Below are 22149 nucleotides of genomic sequence, written 5' to 3' on the forward strand. Positions count from 1 at the left end.
ACCCAGCCACCGTACGGAATGCACGCTTCCCAGGTTTGGTGCCCTACTCCCCCGAGCGCAGCAGCAACCGCAATCGTTCGGTCTTCTCCGGAGTCCAGCCGGGCGGCTGCAGGATGGCTGCCCAGGCATCGGCGACGGCCCGGACATAAACGTGACCGTGACCATCGGGAACATCGACCGCGACAGCCATATCGGCGGATACCTGTAGGAACGTCACGAACGGTATCCACTCCATGCTCGGCAACACGTCGTAGCCGCGGGGTTCACGCAGCCAGTCAGGCTTGCTCAGGATGAGGTCCGGATTCCACCACGCGATCGGATCGGATGCGTGCTGCAGGTAGACAATGCGTGGGCGCGCCCAAGGATCAGCGGGCCGATTCAGGTCCTCCGGGCGTGAGGCGAACCGGACGTTCCGCCCGTTGTCGTAGATGGGCAACACCTCCGGCGACCCGTCATCGCGGTTATGCGTGGCCTCAAGCCACATGGTGTTGTTGAACGTCGGGCCGGAGAACAACGCACCGTCGGTGCGGGCCACGATGTTGTTCACCGACAGGAACGGCGCTTCACCGCCGAATGAGCCGAGGCTCTCACCGAACACCACGAGCTTGGGCCGCACACCCTCCGGCATTGCACGGACCCGTGCCGAAACGGCCTCGAACAGCGCCTGCCCCGCCTGGCGCGCGTTCTCCTTGTCGACCAGGAACGAAATCCAGCTGGGCAAGAACGAATACTGCATGCTGACGATGGAGGTGTCACCGTTGTACATGTATTCGAGGGCGTCGGCCTCCGCTTCGTTGATCCAGCCGGTTCCCGTTGTGGTGGCCACCGCCACCACCTTTCGGTGAAGGCCGCCCTCACGTTCCAGTTCACGGGCGGCGAGCTCGGCCGTCGCCTTAATATCGTCAGCGGATTCCAGGCCCGCGTACGCCCGGATCGGTTCGGTCGCCGGAGCCTTGTTGAACGCCGAAAGCTCTTGTGTAGTGGCACCGCCTCCGATGAAGGCACGGCCTTGATTGCCCAGCGAGGCCCAGGAGACCAATGAATTCGGTCCGCCGGAACGCAATGAGGTGGTGGGCGGCGGGTTGTCGGGGTTCTCCTCGTTGTTCACCGCCGAGAATGTGTTGTTGAGGGCGCGCATCGTGAACCTCACGACGACGCCGTTGATGAGTGCCATCCCGAGGACCACCACCAACGTGACGGCGACCACCGCGGATACCCGTTTGGGGGCTACGCGATTGAGCCGCTCGACGAGGAACAGGATCAACCGGCGAATCTGCTGGCCGAATTCGACCAGGACGAACAATGCGATGACCGACATCACCGCGGTCTGCGGGTGCGCCCAGAATCCCAGCCGCGGCACACCCATGAGGTCACGCACCCGGTCCTGCCAGAAGTGGAACCACACGATCATCAGGGCAGTGCCGATAATCCCGAACACGATGAGCACTCGCCACGCGATGGCGGGCGGCGGCGGACTCGAATCCTTTGACCGCATGTACCGCACCAGCCATACCGCCAAGACGCCGAGCCCGTACCCGATGGCACCCGCGCCTCCGCTCACCAACGCCTGGAACAGCGGGCCGCGCGGAAGTAACGACGGGGTCATCGACAGCCAGAGGAAGGCCAGGCCCACCGCGGTACCCGTGAACGTGTACTGCCGCACCCACCAAGGGGTTTTCTCGGGCTTCGATACGGCAGCGTCTGCCGCCGGTTCCGTTTCGATATCCCTGTCGATTGCCATTGCCAAGCCCTTCCCGATGCCGCCAGCTGCGAATGCCAATGGTGCCCGCCGTCAGTGCCCCGCACACGGGTATGGCCAGAACAAGATCCATGTGTACTGCGGGAGGTACCCGGCGCGCAAAGCCCTGAGTCTGACCGCGTGCCACCGGCACAGCGAACTGAGCCAAACAGGGAGCTGACCGTGCCCACAGTTCTCTGCGGTATCCTGCCAACTTGCTACCAGGGCCTTTAAACCGTGGGCGGGGACAGATCGACGCAACGGGGGTACGACGAGGATTACACATGCAACATGCCGGTGTCGGCCGCGAGGCCAAGACGACCAGCACACAAGGCCCAAAAAGAGAACGGCGACGCCGCGGCTCCATCACTGCCGAGGACATCATCGCCGGAGCATTTGAGCTCGCCGAGGAGATAGGGATCTGCGGGCTGAGTATGCCGCTGCTAGCGAAACATCTCGATGTCGGTGTCACCAGCATCTACTGGTACTTCCGCAAAAAGGGCGAACTGCTCGATGCGATGACCGATCGCGCCACCAAGCAGTACCACTTCGCCGCACCCTTCATCGGAGACGAAACCTGGCAGGACGCCCTGCGCAACCACACCCGCCGGATGCGCCAGGCATTTCGAACACGCCCGGTGCTGGTCGAGCTCATCCTGATGCGCACGAGCGAGCTCAGTGCCGAGGCGCTGCAGGCGAGCATTCAGAACCTGGAATCCCTTGTCCAGACCCTGATCGGCGTCGGATTCAGCCCGGATAACGCGATAGACGTGTATTTCTCTCTGTCTCTGCATATTCGGGGCATCGTGGTGCTGGAACACTTGGATACCGTCATGCCTGCCTCCGGCGACGCCCGCAACCTGGCACCGAGCGCCACGGTCGCGCCCACCCTGCATGACCTCGCGTCCCGCGGCCATTCGATCGCGACCATCTCGGATGCCAACTTCGATTTCACCGTCAATGCCATCATCGAACGAGCCGAGCACCTGCTCACCCAGGACATCGCGACACGCGAATCGTCCTGACCGGTCGTCACACCTTGGAGTTGAGCAGCTCCTCGATCTTCTGAAGCCGTTTGTTCGACAGTGCCCTATTGTCGATCGACCGATCCGCCGAACAAGTGACGAGCTGTGAGATCACGTTCGCCTTGGCGATTACGGTGAACTCGCAAACCCATTGATCACCATTGAGATTCGTCGACCAACGCACCATGTCCGGTGAACCGGGTACCACCGGACCGGGTGTGACGGTATGACGTTTCTCGTCATCGCCCCAGGCTGCGACCTGACGCTGGCACTCGGAGACGGTCGAGCGTACGGAGTCCAGAAACTTCACCGCCTGGAAGTCGCCGGGGTAGGTGGCCGACACCTCGAGGAGTTGGTGCTGGTTCGGGTACTGGTTGTCAATCTGTGTCCGCGCTTCACGCCCGGTGTAATTCGTGGGGAAGAGCGGATATCGGCCGTATCCGACGACACCTTGACATTCCGCGGGATCGGCACCGATCCAGAGGACCGACTGCATATCGGTTTCGAACAGTGGCTTTCCCGGCGTAATGGTCAGCGACTGCGCCGGAGTGAGGAGTTGGTCGAGCTGCGCCGGCTGAATAGGCCCCGCCGGGTCCGGCCGCTTATCGGCCGTCGCTTCCCCGTCGACACCACGTTGACAGCCCGTCGCCACGAGCAGCAATGCGAGCAGCAGCGGCACAGACCACCTCATGTCGGCAAACATTACCCGCACCCATCGCTTCCCCGGATTTCGGCATTGTCCCGTGGCAGGCATGAGAACTCGGGTAAGAAGAGTCCAGTCAACACAACACGTCGGTAATGCGATAAGGCACCACGACCCGAAAAGGAGCGCGCGGTATGTCCACCAGGCTGGCGACACCACAGGAGCTACTGTCCCTGGGCAGAGTCGAATTGGGTACCAGCAGTTGGGTTCAGATCACCCAGGAACAGGTCAACGAGTTCGCGGACGCGACAGGTGACCGGCAGTGGATTCATACCGACGCCGAGCGCGCCAAGGCCGGCCCATTCGGCGGGACCATCGTGCATGGATACCTCACCCTCGCGCTCGCCCCGGCCTTCCTGGACGAGGTGCTGGAGATCGCGTCCTACGACGCCGTGCTCAACTACGGGGTCAACAAGGTTCGGTTCCCAGCGCCGCTGCATGTGGGCGCGCGGGTTCGCGGCCACGTCACGCTGCTGTCGGCCAAGCTGCGCGACAAGGGCACCGTCGAGGCGACGTACGGCATCAAGTACGAGACCGAGGGCAAGGACCGCCCGCCCTGCGCCGCCGAGAGCGTGTATCTGTACCAGTAGTCACGCCTCGTCGAGCGCCGGGAACAACAGTTCCTGCGCGAGCACCTGAATCACCCGCAGGCGCCCTGACCAATTACCTTGGGTGTCAACACATGCCCGCAACTGTCGATCCGTAAGGGATGGGGTCGAAAATCGCGACGAACACACCCAGCAGCACCGCTTATGGCACGGCGACAGTCGACATAGGAGCGTCGGCGCCAGTTGGCGCCTAGATCCCGTTTTACTATGTGTACGGATAACGTACACTTAGCGCATGGTCCCCCGCGGAGAGGCGCGCAGCGCCGCAATACTCGATACCGCACTACAGGTATTGATATGCGACGGGTATGACCGATTCTCTATGGATTCCGTTGCAGCACAGGCACATGCCAGCAAAACTACGATCTATCGCAGGTGGGGAAACAAGGCCGAGCTGGTGAAGGCCGCCCTGGACGCCCACGACGCGAGCTTCAACGACGAAGTCCCCGACACCGGCAATCTGCGTGGGGATCTCATTGCGACGCTGGGCATGCTGCGCCGGAAGGCCGAAGCAGTCCCACCGGCCCTCTATGCCGACCTCATCCGTGCGATGGGACACGACGAGGCGCTGACCGAGGCGATCAATCGTCATCTCGCCGATCCTGGCCTCTCGCCCTTCGATATGCCCCTGTCCCGGGCCATCTCTCGCGGCGAGGTGTCCGCCGAGGTCGACCGGGAGCTCATTCACGATGTCGCCGAGGCGATGATCACGCACCGGCTGACTCTGGACGCCCCCATCGACGATGCATTCATCGAGCGGCTCGTCGACCATGTGCTGATCGTGCTTATCCGAGGTGGTGTTTTATGACGGTAGTGATCGCCGGCGCCGGCCCCACCGGCCTAACGCTGGCATGCGAATTGGCACGTCGCGGGATCCCGTGCCGGGTGTTCGACAAGGCACCCGGCCTCTTCCCCGGTTCTCGCGGCAAGGGGCTGTCACCGCGCACCCAGGAGGTGCTCGACGATCTGGGTGTCGCGGATGCCATCGAGGCCGGCGGCATGGACATGCCGCCGTTCCGTATCTACGCCGGACGGGAGATCGTCGGCGAACGAACTCTGGCCGAGATGGTCGGCTCGGGTGTGCCTTGCGGCCCCGGTGTGCCCTATCCACGCTTCTGGATGGTGCCGCAGTGGCGCACCGATGAGATCCTGTTAGGCCGTCTGCGTGAACTCGGAGGCGATGTTGAATTCAGTAGTGAGGTAATCGGTTTCGAGCAGGACGGCGAGGGGGTGACCGTCACGTTTCTTCGCGACGGCATCCCGGTGCGGATACGCGCGTCGCACCTTGTCGGCACCGATGGCGGGCGTAGCGCGATTCGCAAGGCCCTCGATGTGGGATTCGCCGGGAAGACCTTCGAGAGCGAACGAACACTGATAGGCGATGTCCGCGCCGACGGTTTGGACGGCACGTTCTGTCATGTACTGACGCGCGGCGGGCAGGTGTCCGAACGGTTTTCGTTGTGGAACCTGCCGAGCAGTGATCACTATCAGTTTGTCGCGAGCATGGCCACCGACGTTGCTCCCCCATTGACCCTCGAGGCGGTACAGGGCCTCTTGGTGGAGCGGTCCGGACGCGATGACATTGTGCTGCACGACCTGCGGTGGATATCGCTCTACCGAGTCAACGCACGGATGGTGGATCGATTCCGCGTGGGCCGGGTGTTCCTGGCCGGAGACGCCGCCCACGTGCATTCCTCCGCGGGCGGGCAGGGTCTGAGCACCAGCGTGCAGGACGCCTACAACTTGGGCTGGAAGCTGGCGGCAGTCAGCTCGGGCGCCCCCGAGCAGCTGCTGGATACCTACGAAGAGGAACGGATGCCCGTCGCCGCATCGGTGCTCGGGCTGAGCACCGACCTGCACTATCGTAACTTCGAGCCCTCAAAAGAGACTGCGCCGCAGTTGCATCAGCTGGATATCGGGTATCGCGGGAGTTCCCTAGCGATCGACGACCGCGCGTCCCCCGGAAAGCTCCGAGCCGGGGACCGAGCGCCCGACGCGGCGCTGCAGGGCGGACGTCGTCTCTTTGACGTGCTCCGCGGAACCCACTTCACTGTGCTCACGTTTGAGAACCGCGCGGTGCACATCGATGGAGTGCGCGTGCAACGCCTCGCACCGTCGGCCGAGTACGACGTCTCGGAATCGACACTCGCATTGGTGCGCCCCGACGGTTACCTCGGTGTCATAACCGAATCCGAGGAGACGGTGCGGAAATACGTCGCCAGCGTGCGTTAGACGCTAACCGCCAGCGGCTCGATACGCGCAGGAACGTGCTTGTGCCATGGGGTACCGGCGTACTCGTCACGCCAGGCCGATGAGGTGAGCGCGTTCGGGGCGACACCCGGCACGTGCCTCACGCCGGTCTCGTCGGTGTAATCGAGCCCAAACCCGTTCGGCAATGAGGCATGGCCGGGCTGCATCATGTCGCTGATCTCGACGGTGGCCTCGGCGCTACCGGCCGCAGTGGCGACGCGCACTCGTTCACCGTCGGCGATACCGAGCTGCTGCGCATCCTCCAGGCTGATCCGTAGTGCACCTTGCTGGTCTCGCTTTCGCCACGACGGGTCCCGGAGGATGTCGTTGGCGGTGTATGCCCGCCGCTCACCCGCGGAGAGCACGATCGGAAATTCGGGTGTCGTCAGCTGGGCCGGGCGAGATGCCAATCCCCGGATATCCTCAAGCATTTCGGGGATCACCAGCGCAATCTTGTGGTCCGCATGAGTGATCAGCGCGAAGTCGTCCTCGTAGTCGTGAACGGTGAACGTGACACCGGAAGGACTGTTCAGGATAGCGTCGAAAAGCGCGTTGCCATCGCGGTGGCCGGCTCGCGCCACCGCCTGCGGGTAGGTCATCATCGCCTTCTGCGCCAGACCCCAGAGTGCGGCGGCACCTTCCAATCCCTGGGGCAGGGTCGGGCCGAGGGTTTCGTATAGGACATAGGGTGCCAGCGAGGCAAGTGCCGGATTGGCCAGCACCGTGAAGAACGCCTGCAGATAGGCATCCCGGCCCTGTGCGGCGGCTTCGCGCAACGGCTGCAGATCCGCATCGTCCACCACACCCAGCGCCCGGACCAACCGCGCCCAGATCTCGGGCTCGGGGAGCGTTCCCCGCTCGGGTTCGAACAGCGGGTGTCGCAGCTGAAAGGTGTTGTGCGGAAACTCGAGATTGAAGAACGTCGCCTCCACCTTCTCGAATTGTGTGGCAGCTGGCAGCACGTAATGCGCGAGGCGGGCGGTCTCGGTCATCGCCACGTCGACGACGACAAGCAGCTCCAAGGTTTGGAACGCTTCCTTGCATCTCGCCGAATCCGCCAGGGAGTGTGCGGGATTGCTGCTCTCGACAATCATCCCGCGGAACCGGTCGGGGTGATCGGTGAGGATCTCGTCGGGGATGACGTTCGAGGGCACCAGACCGCCGATGATGCGGGCGCCGGTTACCGGGGTGTTTCCGAAGAAGCCACCCATGAGCGGTGCCATCCACGAATGCAGATGCTGGCCTCCGCGCTTGGCGAAACTCCCGGTGAGTATCCACAACATCTTGTTGAGGTAGGAGCTCAGTGTGCTGTTGGGGGCCTGCTGAATCCCGAGGTCTTCGAAGACCGCCACGCTCTCTGCGGACGCGACCCGACGGGCCGCCCGCCGAATGAGATCCTCGTCGACACCGCTGCGCTGTGCGTAGTCGCCGATCGGTACGGCACGTAGCGCGTCCCGAACCTCTTCGGTACCGGTGACATGTTCGGCGAGAAATGCTTCGTCACACAGGTCTTCCTGGACCAGCACCGCGGCGAGTGCCGCAAGGCACCAGGCGTCGGCACCGGGTCGCACCCGGAGGTGAAAGTCGGCCATCTTGGCGGTATCGGTGATCACCGGGTCGATGACGATCATCGAGCGCTGCGGATCCTTGGCGATCTCGTTGAGCACCACCCGTGCCCGCGGAAAGCTCTGCGACATCCATGGGTTCTTCCCCACGAACACCGACACCTCGGCGTGCTCGAACTCCCCTCGGGTATGCCCGCCGTAGAGGCTCTTGTCGATCCAGGCCTCCCCGGTCTTTTCCTGCGCAAGGGCGTTGGAGCGGTACTTGGACCCGATCGCCTTGAGGAAGGCGCCGCTGTACGCGCCACCCAGATGATTCCCCTGGCCTCCACCGCCGTAGTAGAAGATCTTGTCTCCGCCATGGTTGTCACGGATGTCTTTGAAGCCCTCGGCGATCTCCACGATCGCAGTGTCCCAATTGATTTCCTCGTAGGTGCCGTCGGGGCGGCGGCGCATCGGCGAGGTCAGCCGGTTGGCGTTGTTCTGGTAGTGATCCAGGCGCAGGGCCTTATTGCAGGTGTAGCCCTTCGAGCCCGGATGTTCTTTGTCACCGCGAATCTTGGCGAGCGTGCGGCCCTCGGTCTGTACAACGATGCCGCAGTTGCACTCGCACAGGATGCACGCGGTGGGCAGCCAATTGGTGGTGGTCATGACAGGGCCTCCTCGATCAGTGTGCGTAATTGCTTATGCACCACATCGATTGGTGTGACGTCGCGGATGGATCGCGCGACGATGATGGCCCCCTCCAGCGAGGTCGTCATCAACATCGCGAGTTCGTCGGCGCGGGTGCGAGTGGCACCGGCGGCGGCCAGCTTGTCCGCGATGAGGCCGACCCAGCGCTGGAAGACCACCGCCGAGTGCGCGATGAGCTTCGCATTGCTGGCCGGACTTTCCGGGTCTCCGGCCTCGACAGCGACCGCTACCACCGGGCACCCTGCCCGAAAATCTGTGCGCACCAGTTGCTTCCGGTAGAGGGCGACGAGAGCGTCGAGAGCGTCCGTAGCGGTGGGCTTCCCATCGATCATCCCGGCGATGTACTCCCCCGCGAGATCCACGGCTTCGCCGAGCAGTTGGGTACGTCCGCCGGGAAAGTAGTGGTAGGCGGAGCCGCGCGGTGCACCGCTGTGTTCGAGAACATCGGAAATGGCGGTGGCATGTGCGCCGCGCTCGCGGATCAGTAGGGCCGCCGAGGCAACCATTCGTTCACGCGGCGTGCTCATCCTCGGCCTTCCGGTGTTCTCCCTCGCCCTGCGGCGACTATGTATGCTGCTCTACATAATCCTCGGTGTGGACGGAGAAGTCAATGAGCGAGTACGAAACCCTGAGCATCCGGCGTGAGGGATACGTCCTGGTGATCGGCCTGAACCGGCCGGCCAAGCGCAATGCGTTCGATAAGGCGATGCTCCAGGAGCTGTCCCGGGCATTCGGCGAATTCGACGCGGATGCCGATCTGCGGGCCGCAGTGCTTTACGGGGAGGGGACCATGTTCACCGCCGGTCTCGACCTGGCCAGCGTGGCCGCCGAGATTCAGAGCGGCGGGTCGTTAACAGCCGAGAACGGGATCAACCCGTGGCAGGTCGACGGTACGCATTTGTCCAAGCCGCTTGTCATTGCCGTGCACGGCAAGGTGCTCACACTGGGTATCGAGTTGGCACTCGCCGCCGATATCGTGATCGCCGACGAGACCGCTACCTTCGCCCAGCTCGAAATCAACCGGGGCATCTACCCATTCGGCGGTGCCACCATCCGCTTCCCACGCACCGCCGGCTGGGGCAATGCGATGCGGTGGATGCTGACGGCGGAGACCTTCGACGCTGCCGAGGCGCATCGCATCGGGATCGTGCAGGAGGTCGTACCTGCCGGTGAGCATGTCGACAAGGCGATCGCTATCGCCCAGACGATCGCGCGCCAGGCACCCCTGGGTGTGCAGGCCACCTTGCGCAACGCCCGGTTAGCCCTAGCCGAGGGCGAGGCCGCTGCCGAGGCGCAGCTTGTGCCCACCATCCGCGAGCTGTTCACCACCGAGGATGCCGCCCTGGGTGTGCAGGCATTTTTGACCCGCACCACCGCCGAATTCGTCGGGCGCTGATGACCGCTTGCGCGAAGAAGCTCAAACCCCGCGCGCGCTCACGGCCTTTCGCACATCTCCAAGCTCCCCGATCGGCACCGTACGGGTCGAGGCAACCGGCCGCACCCCCGGGCCATCGGGTTTGGACACCATGACGACGCTGTCGATATAGGGCTGGATCGTGGTGGTGTTCTGTACGGTGGCGACGATCACCAGCTGGAACCCGAACTTTCGGAACGCCGACAGCGCCTGCTGCGCGAACTGTGGATCGGATTTCGAGAACGCCTCGTCGAGCATCAACTGCGCGAATACCGGCCGGTTGTCCCCGGTTTCGGGATTGGCGAGGTTGAAGCTCAGCGCACCGGCGAGACAGAACGCCATCAGCTTCTCTTGTTCCCCACCGGAGTTCGCACCCGCATTGCTGTAGGTACGGATCACCTCACCGGTGGTGGCGTCACTCTCCTCGCAGTACAGCACGAACCGGTTGCGCACATCCAATGCGTCGCGCGTCCACTGTCGGGCCTCGGGAGTCTCGGCCGCCAGCAGGTTCCGCAGCTGCAGGATGTCCTGGTACTGGTCGTGGATGGCCTTCTCGTCCCCCATGGACACCGCGACCGCGCGACCGGAGATGTGCCGGGCGCGTTCGTTGAGCTCACCCACCGCTTCGAGCGCCTTGGGCTCGGCCCGCAGCGTCAGCCGCGTTCCCCTGTTGAACTCCACCGAGCCCAAACCACTGTTGACGCGGTCGATCTGGTCGGTGATGCGATGCGCCTCTTCCTCGGCAAGCTGGTGCAGCCGCAGCACCGCAGTGGGTGCCTGCTCGGTGATGAGCCGCAGCATCTGCTCATATGCGGCAGGCAGGTCGCGCTCGTCGATCCGGCGGCACAGCGCCACGTAGTCGTGGATCTTCTCGTCGAAGTTCTCGCCGTCGTTGGGAATCGAGTCTGGGAAATCCCGGTCGTAGGCATTGAGGATTCGGGTGAGCTCGTTGCGCGAGCGGGTCACGCTTTCCCGCAGCACGGACTGGTCCTTCTCGATCTGGCGCCACAGCTCCAGCCGGTAAGCATCGGGCTCGAGCACATCCAGGCTGGACGACAGCTGCGGGACATAGACCTCGATACCGGAACGGGTGTGCCCGCCCACCTCCCGTGGGCTGAGGTTGTCCATCAGGTCAAGCAGCCGAGTACGGCGTGAATCATGTTCGGATTCTTGCCTTCTCAACGCACCGATACGCTCGGAAAGCTTCTTGATCTCGTCGAGATAGGAGTCGGCCTGCTGCTGAAGACCTGTCAGGTCCGGGTTGGCCTCCAGCATCGCGTCGTACTGATCCTGCAACCGCCCGACGGCCGCATCGGCCGACTCGGTATCGATCTGGCTCCAGTACTCGTACTGGCCGTGCAGCTTTGACCATCGCACCACCTCGGAGCGAAGCTCCTCACGCTTGGTGTCCATCTCGCCGATGAACTTCTCCGCGTCCCCCACAGACTGCTGCGCCTCGACCACATCGTCGGAAAGCGCGGCCCGCTTGTCACCGGCATTGCCTTGGTAGATGTACTGAGAGGCACGCAGTTCACGCCGGTCGTCCTTGACCGCCCTGCGGTCACCGTCCTTGCGCAACCCCTGGTCGGTGACGGCCCGGCGGTGCTTACTGAACTCGTCGGGGCTGTCCACCAATGCGTAGTCGCCCACTGCGATAACGAGATTCATCGCGGCGCTTGAGCATTCGTGGTTGGGGTTGGTAAGGCGCAGGCAATCCGCGAGGGTGCCCGGCTCGGCTCGACGCGGCGCACCGGAAGGGATCACCCGTTCCATCTGCAGGTAACCCCGCATCGGGTTCTCGTTGACGTACCGCAGCACCTGCCGGTGGTGCTGGTCGGGAACCAGCAGGCATAGGCCGGTAGATCGGAGCACCTTCTCCACGGACCGGCGCCAGCGCTCCTGCCCGGGACGCAGGTCCATCAGCTCGCAAACGTAGGGCAGGTCCTTGAGGGTGAGGCCCAGCGCCGCAACGATTTCCCCGCGCATGCGGTCCTCGTCCGGCGGCACCGGAGTACCGACATGCTCGACCCGCTTGAACTCGGAAGATGCGGACCTGAGTTGGTCTCGTGCGGCGGACAGCGCACCGGCCGCCATGACATAGGCATCGTGCCCGGCTTCCAGCTCGGCATTGATCCGGGTGACCGACCGCAGGCTTTCCACCCGCATGGCCTCGAACTCCTCGGCGGACTCAATATCGTCCGCGTGCCCAAGGTCCCACAGCGCGCTCTCATACGCGGTGCGCCGTCGCGACACCTCTTCGGCACGGGCGCGGGCGTGGGCCAGCTCGCTCTTCAGCGGCGCCAGGTTGCTATCGGCGGCAGCGATGCGCCCCAGCAGTTTGTCGCGCTCACCGGTGAGAATGTCCTGGCGCGTCTGGATTTCGTCGCACTCCCCGCCCAGGCGGGTGATCTCGGTGTCCAGCAGATCAATCTCCGGGACCGCCAACGCCAGGCGCTGCTGGTCCACGTAGTCGCGCACGGTGTGATGATCGACGACATCGACAGTCGCAAGCTGAGCGGAGTCGCCGGCGTAAGTCTGCTGGATCTGTTCGATATCGCCCAGTGTCTGCCGCTGACGCTGCGCCACCGCCAGCGCGCCGCGGGCGTCGACCAATGGCGTGATCTGGCCCAAGGCTTCGGAGATCGCGGCCATCGACTCAGGTTCGTCGAGCATGTACTCGCGCACGAACTGCTCAAGACCACCGACGCTCTTGAGCGATTTCGCCTTACCCAGCAGCTGCTGGGCCGCCGAGGACCCCTGAATCCCGACGGTGGCATAAAGCTGTTCCAGATACCAGCGCTCGCTCTTGTGGCCGCGCCAGCCGGCGCTCTCAAAGACCGAGCCCGAGTACCCCTTGCTGGCCCACCCGTTGCACAGGTCGCGAATATCGGTATCGGCGTCGATGAGGTAGTAGCGGCTCGAAGAATCCGAATCAGAGCCCGGAGCAAGCCATTTGAGCACAAGGCCGGTGATGACGCGGCCGTCGGTGCCGGCGTACGTGACCGCGATGGCCGACCACGCCGCACCCTTGCCGCGCAGAAACATCTGCTTGGGCCGCTCCCCGGGGTTCTTCAACTCACCCCACAGGCCGCGTATGTACTTGTCGACGGTGCGTTTGCCCATATTGGAGCCCGCGGCGGTGGTGTCGCTGGACGCGTTGAAATTGCGGCGGTTCGAGGACAGGAACGCCAGCGAGATCGCGTCCAGCAGAGATGATTTGCCGCTACCGGAGGAGCCGGTGATCAGCGTGCCGCGGCGGCTGAACTCGATGCTGTGGTAGCCGTCGAAGACACCCCAGTTGATGACCTGCAGTCGGGACAGCCAGAACTGCTGGGTGGCAGAATCATTCAGGCCGTCATTCGTCGTCATCGGTATCGCCATCTTCTTCGTCGGTGGAGTCTTCCGGCGCGGGGCCGCCGCGCTGGAGCTGCTCGTACTGGCGTTGCAACGCCTCGATCATCTGCGCGGACATCAGCGCGTTGATGACCGGACTGATGCTGTAGCTGTGCTCGTCGTCGCGAGTGCGCTGCAGGATTTCGGCCTTGGACAAACGTTTGATGGCCTCGTCGACTCGGTCGCGCAGCATCGCCTCGTCGCGGTCGATATCGTGACTGACGTTGGCGAAGAGCTCGTGGATATCGTCACGGCTGACCAGGACATGTTCGTCGTGGGCGGTCCGTGCGATCTTGGCCAGGTGCAGCGCGACGATCGATGCGTAGGTGCCCAGGGGTTCGCGGCGCAGTACCCGGGCGCCGTACGGGCTGGGGTTCTCCAAGAGCGCCGGTTCTGCGTACGCAACCTCAAGGTCATCGAATACCCGCAGTCGTAGGTCCAATTCGGAGAGCCGTGCGGCGAGCACCTTCCGGTGCTCGATCATCGTCGCCCACAGTTCGGGCTGGCCGTCCTTGCTCAGGTAACGCCGGGCAACCAGGTTCTGCAGTGCCCAGCACGCCTTGTCGGGCAGCTCGCTGGTATCGCCATCGAACCGTGGTCCCTTGACGGTTCTCGGCGCGGAGGCATCGGGTTCGACGCCGGGGAGGTCGTCAAAATTGATATTTCCCAAGGGCTTACCAGTGGACACGGCGCTCATAACTCACTCCCAGTCACCAGCACGGGTTCACGGAACATCAGCTGAGGTACCTCCATCACCCGGTCCTGTCCGTCGAGGGACCGGAACTTCACCTTTGCGGATTCACGGTCGGGGGCGGATCCCGCTTCCGGGTCCTGTTTGAGCGCCAGCGACCACAGCACGATGACATCGCCCAGATAGGGCGCATCGACGTGAGAGATCATGTCGGGCAGCGACACCGGCCCCTTGGCGACGGCGCTGTTCACCGTATCCGCCAACGAGGCCATATCCACCTGGGTGACCAACGCCGAAAATCCGCTCAAATCGAGCAGCCCCGACTGCGCGTCCTGAGCGAGCACCGGCGGCGCGGTGTCCTTGATGGTGAACGACAAGGCGCCGATGGACGCCGCTGCAGAACGGCCAATCGGCAGTTCGGCGTCGATTGGCGAATCCGCCGTGGACACTTTAAGCAGGGCGTGCCCGGAGGCCAGCGCGTCGTTGAGCTGTCGTGCGCGGCCACGTGCCTGCTCTGTGGTGCCCGCCGCGAAGAATCTCCGGATGCGCTGTGCGCAGCGCTGTTCGATGCGGGAGACCTCGGCGATCTGCTGCGAGACCAGCTTGAAAAAGTTCTTCATCACATCGCGCAGCCCTGGGTCGAGCGCGGGTAATCCCTCAGCGACACAAGCGATATCGGTGCGCAGCGCAGCACGCTGATCAGGGTCCTGAATGGTGCGCGTGAAGGCCGCGTAGGAGGCGCGTTCACGCGAGTCGAAGAGGGTGTCATAGTCGGCGAACATCCGTCGCGCACGGTCCCGGAACCCGGAATCGGAATCCTCGGCGGCATCGATGAGACCTGCGGTGATCTCATTCTGCATGCTGCCGTAGCGGACGATATCGGTGATCACCTGTTCCATCTGGTAGGCAATGGCGCGGGTCTCATCTTCGAGGTCCACGATGTCCGGTTCAGGGCGGTATCCGTCGTCGACGGCGTGCAGCTGGGTCTGCAGCTCGGCGATCTGGGCTTCGATATCGGCGCGCATGCGGGCAGGGTCGCCGTCCAGCTGCGTGGCGACCCGTTTGAGGCCCGCGGCGATACCGGCGATGGACCCGCCGGTGGCCACGGTGTCTGCTCGACGCAGGCGACGGACGAAGGCCAGCGCGCTGCGGGCATCCTCGGTCAGCGAGCAGACATTTTCGGCGTCCGGACCGGTGCCGTCCGACACCCGGTGCAGCCAGCCGTCGCTGGCCCAGCTCTTGATCAGGGCGAGACCGGACTGTTCGCCCAGGCCCACGGCGTTCAGATCTCTGTCCAGCTTGGCTACCAGCGCAGGTTCGGAAACCTTCGCACTGCGGTCCAGGTGGCGTTCCATCAACGTGATGTACGGCGCCAGATTCTTAGCGGCCAATAGCCGGACCGCACGGGATTTCTGCACGTCATCGTTGTGCGCGAACAGTTCTTCGACGGTTAGGTCATTCATCGCACACCTCCATCACGTTGCTAACGGTTTGTTCCCCGGCCAGCGCAGCTGCCTTAGCCACTGGCCCGGAAAACCTACCGGGCCGAGAGGGGCGTGGCGAATGGGCTCGCTGACGTGGGACAAATGAGGCAAATGAGTTAGCTGGGGTCTCAGTGGGTGCCCAGGGCGTCATCCAGGTACTGGAGGCGGCAGGCCCTTCGTGCCAGCTTTCCACTGGTGGTGCGCGGGATGGCTCCTGCGGGCAGCAGTCGCACGTCGGAGGGTTCTAGCCCGTACTCGGCGTCGACTGCGGCCCGGATAGCGTCCACGGCTTCCTGCGGGTCGGCCTTGGCGGTACGCGAGGCGCGCTCGGCGACGATGACCAGACCTTCGTCGACGGTGAACGCGGTGACGTATCCGCGGCGCACGATCGGCGAGGCGTCGGCGACAGTGGCCTCGATGTCTTGCGGGTAGTGACTCTGGCCGTCGATGGTGATGTGGTCGGCGAAGCGGCCGGTGATGTACAACTCGCCGTCCAGGTAGAAGCCCATATCGCCGGTGCGCAGCCAATCGCCGTCGGCATTGGCCTTAGCTGCATGACTTTTCGGGGCTGTCCCGCCTAGCCGGGCGTGGAACGCTCTCTCGGTATCTTCGGGGCGCCCCCAATATCCGCGCCCAACGTTGTTGCCCTGCAACCAGATTTCCCCGATATGACCGTCCGGAAGTTCGGTCTCGGTGATGGGGTCCACGACGACGCCGTGGAGGCTGCGGGCAAGTTGGCCACAGGACACATGGGTGGACGCGTTGGGTGCATCGGCGGTCGTTGGCACCGCACGGCCTTCGGCGAGCTGCCCGCGGTCGAGGTGCACGACGGAGGGCTCGGCATCTGGGGCGATATTGGAGATGAACAGAACCGCCTCGGCGATACCGTACGAGGGTTTGAAGGCGGTCGACGGTAGTCCGAAGGGCGCAAAGGCTTTTTCGAATGTACGGATGGCGTCGATACTCACCGGCTCGGAACCGATGATCATGACCACGCTGCCGAGGTCGATATCTGCGCCCGCCTCAGGCACACCGCGCTGTGCGGTGTATTCGTAGGCGAAATTCGGAGCGGCGGTGATCACGCGGCCCTCCTTACAGCCATCGGAGAGCGCCTTGATCCAGCGTTGCGGGCGGCGAATGAATGCCGTCGGCGACATGAGGGTGGAGTGGCCGCCGTAGACGGTCGGGAAGCCGATCATCGACAGGCCCATATCGTGGTAGAGCGGCAACCAGCTGCAGCCGTGGGTGTTTCGGTCCAGCAGGTCGATGGACAGGATCATCTGTGTCAGGTTGACGCCAACGGCGCGATGGGTGATCTCCACGCCGACCGGCGGGCGGGTGGCACCCGATGTGTACTGCAGGTGTGACACGTCATCATCGACGAGGTGGACGTATTCGAAGGTCTCTCCCGCTTCGTCGGGTATCTCGTCGATGACCACGATCTGCGGCGTTTCAATATCTTTCAGGCTGCCGAGGAACTGTTGCACGGCATCCCGGACGGTAGATGTGGTGACGATGGTTGTCGGCGTGCAGTCCCTTAGCGCCGTGTCGAGGCGTTCGGCGTGGCCGGGCAGCTCTGGCGCGAAGAGCGGCACTGCGATGCCGCCGGCCTTGATCGCAGCGAAGAAGCCCACGATGTAGTCGAGGCCCTGTGGGGCCAGGATGGCGACGCGTTCTCCGCGTTCGATGGTCTTCTGCACCTCCGCGGCGACGGCCCGCAGACGGAGCCCGAGCTCTGACCAGGTGAGCTCGATGGCCTGCCCGTCTTCCGAACCGGTGAAATCGAGGTAGCGATACGCGACGGTGTCCCCGACGTTTCTGATGTTCCGGTCGATGAGGGCGATCAGCGTGGTACCGGGCGGTAGACCGATGTTTCCATCGGCGTCGAGGCAATCCTCGATACGAAGCAAACCGTCAGGGACAGACATGTTTTCAGTCTAGGGCGGTTAGCGATGACACTTCGGTGGCCAACAAGACCAAGTGGTGCGGGCGGAGGGAGTCGAACCCACACGTTCTTTCGAACACGGGCACCTAAAGCCCGCGCGGCTGCCATTTCGCCACGCCCGCAGGGCTCCGATCATACCTCGCGGCTGTCAGTGGCCCCGGTTACGTTCGAATTGTCAGCTGCCATCCCACTACTCCAATTCACGGAAGATCGCCCTCGAACGCTGGCAGCAACATCTCGTGGATCAAGCCACCGAGGATTTCATTCGCGGCCTGATCCACAGCGACGGATGCCGAGTCGTCGCGAACGATCGTGGTGTCACCAGCGTCCGATACCACTTCACCGCCGCCCTCGACCACCTCGGTATCCCCTGGACGCGATCGACCAAGTACGTCGCCTCCATCTACCGCAAGGTGGCCACCGCACGTCTCGACGAGTTCATCGGACCGAAGCGCTGACCAGGGGCATTGGCATCTCCATCGACCTCACGCGGTACCGTCAGAGGGTGTCCACTACACGGCGTCGGAGGCCCGCACTCATCGTGCTGGTCGCCGTCAGCGCGGTCGCCTTCCTCGGCCTGGCGTGGTGGCAGTTCCAGCGCTTCGAATCGGTGTCAGGAGACGGCCAGAACCTCGGTTACGCACTGCAATGGCCGCTCTTCGCAGTGTTTGTGATCTACGCGTACCGCCGCTTCGTCCAGTACGAGGACGAGGGCCCGCCCCCGCCGCCGGCCGACCTGGTCACCGAAATTCCGGAGGGCTTGCTCCCCGATCGGCCCGCAGCAGCGAAACCGGACCCCACCGACCGCACGCTCACCGAGTACAACGCCTACCTCGCCGCCCTGACCGAACAAGATAGGAATCCCGCCTCGTGACCGAGCAAGAAGCCACGTCCGACACGCCCGCCGTCACCACGCCGGTCGAAAAGATCCGTAGCGCACTGTGGCGCTACCGCATCCTGGCGTGGACCACCGGTGTCTGGCTGATCGCTCTCTGCTGGGAGATGTGGCTCAAATACATTGAGCACGTGCCGCATCCGCCGAGCTGGATAGGGATCGTGCACGGGTGGATCTACTTCGTGTACCTGATCTTCACCACCGACCTGGCGATCAAGGTCCGCTGGCCGTGGCCCCGCACTGCCGGCACCCTCCTGGCGGGCACCATCCCGCTACTCGGCTTCATCGTCGAGCACTACCGCACTCAGCAGGTCAAGCAGCAGTTCGGTCTATAGGCCTGTAGCCGCAAAAAGATCCCTGATGTCAGGAATACTGACATCAGGGTGCGGGTTTGATAGCGGTATGACCACCACACATGTAGTTGTCGCCACCGCTTATGGTGCACCCGATGTCCTCGAACTCCGCGAGGCGCCGATCGACGGCCCCGCCGAAGGCCAGGTGCTTGTCGACGTCAAGGCCGCGGGAGTCAATCCCATCGACTGGAAGCTGTACTCCGGGGCCTTCGGCACCGACCCGTCCGCGCTTCCGATGCGCCTCGGCCTCGAGGTGTCCGGAACGGTCGCCGCCGTCGGACCGGGTGTCGACGGGCTCCAGCCCGGCGATGAGGTCATCGCCGCCGGGCAGATCGGCGGCTACGCCGCTCAGATCATCGCCTCGGCGGACGAGGTGTTCAGAAAGCCGGCGAATTTGTCGTTCGCCGAAGCTGCTGGGTTCCTCCTCACCGGGCAGACCGCGGTCCACCTGTTGGAAGCCACCAATGTCACCGAAGGCGACACCGTGCTCATTCACGGCGCCGCCGGGGGCGTCGGCCTGCTCGCCATCCAGCTCGCCAAGGCCCGCGGCGCCAAGGTGATCGCCACCGCAAGTCCCGCCCGACACGAGCAGCTGCGCGGCTACGGCGCGATCCCCGTCGAATACGGTCCTGGCCTCCTCGAGCGAGTCACCGCCATCGGGCCGGTAGACGTCGCCCTCGATCTCGTCGGCACCGACGAGGCCGCAGATGTCTCCCTGGCCCTGGTGTCGGACAAGGACCGAATCGCCACCATCGCAGGATTCGCCCGCGCCGCAACCGATGGCTTCAAGGCGCTCGGCGGCGTCGGCCCCGACGCCGGCACCGAGATCCGCCTCGCCGCCCGCCCTGAACTGATCCGTCTGGCCGGCAACGGTGAGCTCGATGTCACCATCGATCGCACCTTCCCGTTGGCCGAAGCCAGGCAGGCACACGAGTACGTACAGACCGGCCACGCCCGCGGAAAGATCCTGCTGGTTCCGTAAACGCCCGCGAGCAGACGCTTAGTGCACGCAGATCTCAGGTGACGCGTGCACTAAGTGTCTGCTCGCCGGAAAGATGGCGGAAAAGAAGTCAGGGTGCAGTGCGACCCAGCGCGACGAAGTTGCGCAGCATCGGCAGCAGCGCCGCGAGCGCTCGCCCGCGATGCGATACCGCATCCTTTTCCTCGGGCGTCATCTCCGCCGCCGTCCGAATGCCACCGCGCGGAACAAAGATGGGGTCGTATCCGAAGCCGTTCTCCCCCGCGGGTTGCCGCGCGACCGAACCCTTCCAGCGCCCTTCGACGACGACCTCTTCGCCCTCCGGCGTCACCAGCGCACACGCCGATACGAACGCCGCACCGCGACGATCGTCGGGTACCTCGGAAAGCTGTGCAAGTAGCAGCGCGGTGTTGGCGGCATCATCACCATGACGGCCGGACCACCGTGCCGAAAGCACACCGGGCATCCAGTTCAATGCGTCTACGGCTATCCCGGAATCATCCGCGACACAGGCCAATCCGGTATGGCGCACCCCCTCACGCGCCTTGATCAGCGCGTTGTCCTCGAAGCTGGCCCCGGTCTCGGGTACTTCCTCATAGGCAGGTACATCGGCTAGCGACACCAGCTCGACACCGAAAACTCCGGCAGCTGTGAGCACTCGTTCAAGCTCGCGAAGCTTCTTCGAGTTACGGCTTGCGACAAGTATTTTCATGGCCCCCCGCCTACTTCGAACCGAATGCCTTCTTCTGTGGTGCGTCCGGCAGAACCCCCGGGTACGGCAACGCCAGCGCTTCCTTTTGTAACACGAACAGCTGGTCGGCAGCACCCACCGCCGCGTCGAGCAGCTTGTCCAACGTCGAACGCGGGAAGGTGGCGCCCTCACCGGTGCCCTGCACCTCCACCAGCGTGCCGGTGTCGGTGGCCACCACATTCATGTCTACCTCGGCGCGCGAATCCTCTTCGTACGGAAGGTCGACACGCACCCGACCGTCCACCACGCCGACGCTCACGGCGGCGATCGCGCACGACAGCGGCTCGTCATCGGCCAGCTTGCCGTGTGCGGCCAAGTACGTCACCGCATCGGCCAGTGCCACGTAAGCGCCGGTGATCGCCGCGGTGCGGGTACCGCCGTCGGCCTGCAACACATCGCAGTCGATGGCAATGGTGTTCTCCCCCAATGCCGATAAGTCGATACACGCCCGAAGCGAGCGTCCGATCAGGCGGCTGATCTCCTGTGTGCGGCCACCCACGCGTCCCTTGACCGATTCACGATCGCTGCGGGTATGAGTCGAGGCCGGCAGCATCGCGTATTCGGCTGTCAGCCAACCAAGTCCGGAACCTTTCCGCCAACGCGGCACACCCTCGGTCGCGCTGGCGGTGCACATCACCCGCGTCCCGCCGAACTCGATGAGCACCGAACCCGCCGGATGTGCGGTGAATCCCCGCGTGATGGTCACCGGGCGCAGTTCGTCGTCTTGTCTGCCGTCTTCTCTTCTGGACACGCCTTCGACCTTATCTTCTCCGTCGCCGCGTCGAGTGTGAGCGGCGATGTGGGTGATTGCGCCGAGGGTGAGCGCTGCTGCTCACGCGCGACGGGAAAGGCGAGAGTGCCCTCCAGAACTACAGGTCGATGGTCTCGCCGGCGACCACGGCCCGGACCGGTCCGTCGAACACCGACTTGGCCTCCGCGATGACATCCTCACGCGAAGTCCACGGCGGGATGTGGGTCAGGAGCAGTTCCTTCACACCCGCCCGGGCGGCGATCTGACCGGCCTCGGTACCCGACAGGTGCAGGTCCGGTGGACGGTGTCCCGGCATATGCGTCCACGACGCCTCGCACAGGAACACGTCCGCATCGCGTGCCAATTCGACCGCGGCATCGCATATGCCCGTATCCCCGCTGTACGCCAGCACCGCACCCGAGGCATCCTGCACGCGCAGCCCGTACGACTCGGGCGGGTGCGCCACTCTGGTGGGGGTCACAGTGAGCGATCCGAACTCGACGGGCTCGCCCTCGATCCAGTGGAAGATGTCGAAGATATCGGTGAAATCGTCCACCTCACCCCCGATCTCGGCGGAAGCAGCTCCCACCCGAACGAGCGTGTCGGCAGGCCCGTACATGATGGCCTTGCCCTTGGGTGGATTCGGGTGATAGCGACGCCACACGAACAGACCGGGCAGATCTAGGCAGTGGTCGGCATGCAGGTGTGAAAGCAGAACGCTGACGGATCCGGGATCGGCGAAGCGTTGCAGAGAGCCCAAGACACCACCACCGAAGTCGATGACCAACGGTGGCGCATCCGGTGCCGTCAGGAGGTAACCAGACGCCGGGGAATCCGGTCCGGTGACGCTGCCTGAACAGCCGAGCACGGTGACTCGCACAGCCCTAGCTTGCCACGCCGGGCAAGCGTCTCGG

Annotated in this window: 20 protein-coding genes and 1 tRNA gene; 9 read left to right on the forward strand and 12 right to left on the reverse strand. The window is 64.1% G+C overall.

Annotation, left to right across the window (positions count from 1 at the left end):
- Positions 1-43: 43 nt before the first annotated feature.
- Positions 44-1780, reverse strand: a complete 1737-nt coding sequence (locus AB0H22_RS10070) for an alpha/beta-hydrolase family protein (RefSeq protein ID WP_358146521.1) — start codon at positions 1778-1780, stop codon at positions 44-46.
- A gap of 242 nt (positions 1781-2022) precedes the next feature.
- On the opposite strand from AB0H22_RS10070, the gene AB0H22_RS10075 reads away from it, so the two are divergent.
- Entirely contained in the window at positions 2023-2763 is a 741-nt protein-coding gene (locus AB0H22_RS10075; RefSeq protein WP_358146522.1) for a TetR family transcriptional regulator, read from the forward strand.
- Positions 2764-2770: 7 nt separating this feature from the next.
- Here AB0H22_RS10075 and AB0H22_RS10080 read toward each other — a convergent pair whose 3' ends face one another.
- A complete protein-coding gene (locus AB0H22_RS10080) occupies positions 2771-3466 on the reverse strand; it encodes a sensor domain-containing protein (RefSeq protein WP_358146523.1) in 696 nt (231 codons plus the stop codon).
- A gap of 134 nt (positions 3467-3600) precedes the next feature.
- On the opposite strand from AB0H22_RS10080, the gene AB0H22_RS10085 reads away from it, so the two are divergent.
- From AB0H22_RS10085 to AB0H22_RS10095, 3 genes are all read left to right on the forward strand, one after another.
- On the forward strand, positions 3601-4056 hold the full coding sequence (locus AB0H22_RS10085; protein WP_358146524.1) for a MaoC family dehydratase: 456 nt from the start codon (positions 3601-3603) through the stop codon (positions 4054-4056).
- A 253-nt stretch (positions 4057-4309) separates the two neighbouring features.
- Positions 4310-4882 (forward strand): TetR/AcrR family transcriptional regulator, encoded by a 573-nt coding sequence (locus tag AB0H22_RS10090; RefSeq protein WP_180751667.1) that lies wholly within the window; start codon positions 4310-4312, stop codon positions 4880-4882.
- Entirely contained in the window at positions 4879-6306 is a 1428-nt protein-coding gene (locus tag AB0H22_RS10095; protein WP_358146525.1) for an FAD-dependent monooxygenase, read from the forward strand. Before AB0H22_RS10090 ends, AB0H22_RS10095 begins: the two co-directional genes overlap by 4 nt.
- Here the strand turns inward: AB0H22_RS10095 and AB0H22_RS10100 are convergent.
- Both AB0H22_RS10100 and AB0H22_RS10105 read right to left on the reverse strand, forming a co-directional pair.
- Positions 6303-8537, reverse strand: coding sequence for a molybdopterin oxidoreductase family protein (locus AB0H22_RS10100; RefSeq protein ID WP_358146527.1), 2235 nt, complete (start codon positions 8535-8537; stop codon positions 6303-6305). The genes AB0H22_RS10095 and AB0H22_RS10100 overlap by 4 nt on opposite strands.
- Entirely contained in the window at positions 8534-9106 is a 573-nt protein-coding gene (locus AB0H22_RS10105) for a TetR/AcrR family transcriptional regulator (RefSeq protein ID WP_180751664.1), read from the reverse strand. Before AB0H22_RS10105 ends, AB0H22_RS10100 begins: the two co-directional genes overlap by 4 nt.
- An 83-nt stretch (positions 9107-9189) precedes the next feature.
- On the opposite strand from AB0H22_RS10105, the gene AB0H22_RS10110 reads away from it, so the two are divergent.
- On the forward strand, positions 9190-9975 hold the full coding sequence (locus tag AB0H22_RS10110) for a crotonase/enoyl-CoA hydratase family protein (RefSeq protein WP_358146528.1): 786 nt from the start codon (positions 9190-9192) through the stop codon (positions 9973-9975).
- A gap of 21 nt (positions 9976-9996) precedes the next feature.
- Here the strand turns inward: AB0H22_RS10110 and AB0H22_RS10115 are convergent, their stop codons facing one another.
- The 5 genes from AB0H22_RS10115 to AB0H22_RS10135 all read right to left on the reverse strand — a co-directional run bounded on the left by AB0H22_RS10115 (position 9997) and on the right by AB0H22_RS10135 (position 17628).
- The gene (locus AB0H22_RS10115; RefSeq protein ID WP_358146529.1) at positions 9997-13362 is read right to left on the reverse strand and encodes an ATP-binding protein; all 3366 of its coding nucleotides are present in this window, start codon (positions 13360-13362) and stop codon (positions 9997-9999) included.
- Entirely contained in the window at positions 13349-14083 is a 735-nt protein-coding gene (locus tag AB0H22_RS10120; protein WP_180751661.1) for a DUF4194 domain-containing protein, read from the reverse strand. Before AB0H22_RS10120 ends, AB0H22_RS10115 begins: the two co-directional genes overlap by 14 nt.
- Positions 14080-15540 carry a DUF3375 domain-containing protein gene (locus tag AB0H22_RS10125; RefSeq protein WP_180751660.1) on the reverse strand — a complete coding sequence of 487 codons (1461 nt, stop codon included), beginning with the start codon at positions 15538-15540 and terminating at the stop codon, positions 14080-14082. Before AB0H22_RS10125 ends, AB0H22_RS10120 begins: the two co-directional genes overlap by 4 nt.
- A gap of 149 nt (positions 15541-15689) precedes the next feature.
- The gene (locus AB0H22_RS10130) at positions 15690-17489 is read right to left on the reverse strand and encodes a fatty acyl-AMP ligase (RefSeq protein WP_358146530.1); all 1800 of its coding nucleotides are present in this window, start codon (positions 17487-17489) and stop codon (positions 15690-15692) included.
- 53 nt (positions 17490-17542) lie between these two features.
- A tRNA-Leu gene (locus tag AB0H22_RS10135) sits at positions 17543-17628 on the reverse strand.
- A gap of 117 nt (positions 17629-17745) precedes the next feature.
- On the opposite strand from AB0H22_RS10135, the gene AB0H22_RS10140 reads away from it, so the two are divergent.
- From AB0H22_RS10140 to AB0H22_RS10155, 4 genes are all read left to right on the forward strand, one after another.
- The gene (locus AB0H22_RS10140) at positions 17746-17964 is read left to right on the forward strand and encodes a hypothetical protein (RefSeq protein WP_358146531.1); all 219 of its coding nucleotides are present in this window, start codon (positions 17746-17748) and stop codon (positions 17962-17964) included.
- Between the two features lie 47 nt (positions 17965-18011).
- Complete coding sequence (locus AB0H22_RS10145; protein WP_180751658.1) at positions 18012-18380, forward strand: hypothetical protein; 369 nt, start codon at positions 18012-18014, stop codon at positions 18378-18380.
- Positions 18377-18736 carry a DUF3817 domain-containing protein gene (locus AB0H22_RS10150; protein WP_358146532.1) on the forward strand — a complete coding sequence of 120 codons (360 nt, stop codon included), beginning with the start codon at positions 18377-18379 and terminating at the stop codon, positions 18734-18736. Before AB0H22_RS10145 ends, AB0H22_RS10150 begins: the two co-directional genes overlap by 4 nt.
- A 67-nt stretch (positions 18737-18803) precedes the next feature.
- A complete protein-coding gene (locus AB0H22_RS10155) occupies positions 18804-19736 on the forward strand; it encodes an NADP-dependent oxidoreductase (protein WP_358146533.1) in 933 nt (310 codons plus the stop codon).
- A gap of 88 nt (positions 19737-19824) precedes the next feature.
- Here the strand turns inward: AB0H22_RS10155 and rdgB are convergent, their stop codons facing one another.
- From rdgB to AB0H22_RS10170, 3 genes are all read right to left on the reverse strand, one after another.
- Positions 19825-20445, reverse strand: a complete 621-nt coding sequence (gene rdgB / locus AB0H22_RS10160; RefSeq protein ID WP_358146534.1) for an RdgB/HAM1 family non-canonical purine NTP pyrophosphatase — start codon at positions 20443-20445, stop codon at positions 19825-19827.
- 10 nt (positions 20446-20455) lie between these two features.
- The gene (gene rph, locus AB0H22_RS10165; protein ID WP_180751654.1) at positions 20456-21235 is read right to left on the reverse strand and encodes a ribonuclease PH; all 780 of its coding nucleotides are present in this window, start codon (positions 21233-21235) and stop codon (positions 20456-20458) included.
- Between the two features lie 118 nt (positions 21236-21353).
- Positions 21354-22115, reverse strand: a complete 762-nt coding sequence (locus AB0H22_RS10170) for a cyclic nucleotide-degrading phosphodiesterase (protein ID WP_180751653.1) — start codon at positions 22113-22115, stop codon at positions 21354-21356.
- Positions 22116-22149: the final 34 nt, after the last annotated feature.

The organism is Mycobacterium sp. NPDC050853, from assembly GCF_040653875.1.
Lineage (GTDB): Bacteria > Actinomycetota > Actinomycetes > Mycobacteriales > Mycobacteriaceae > Mycobacterium.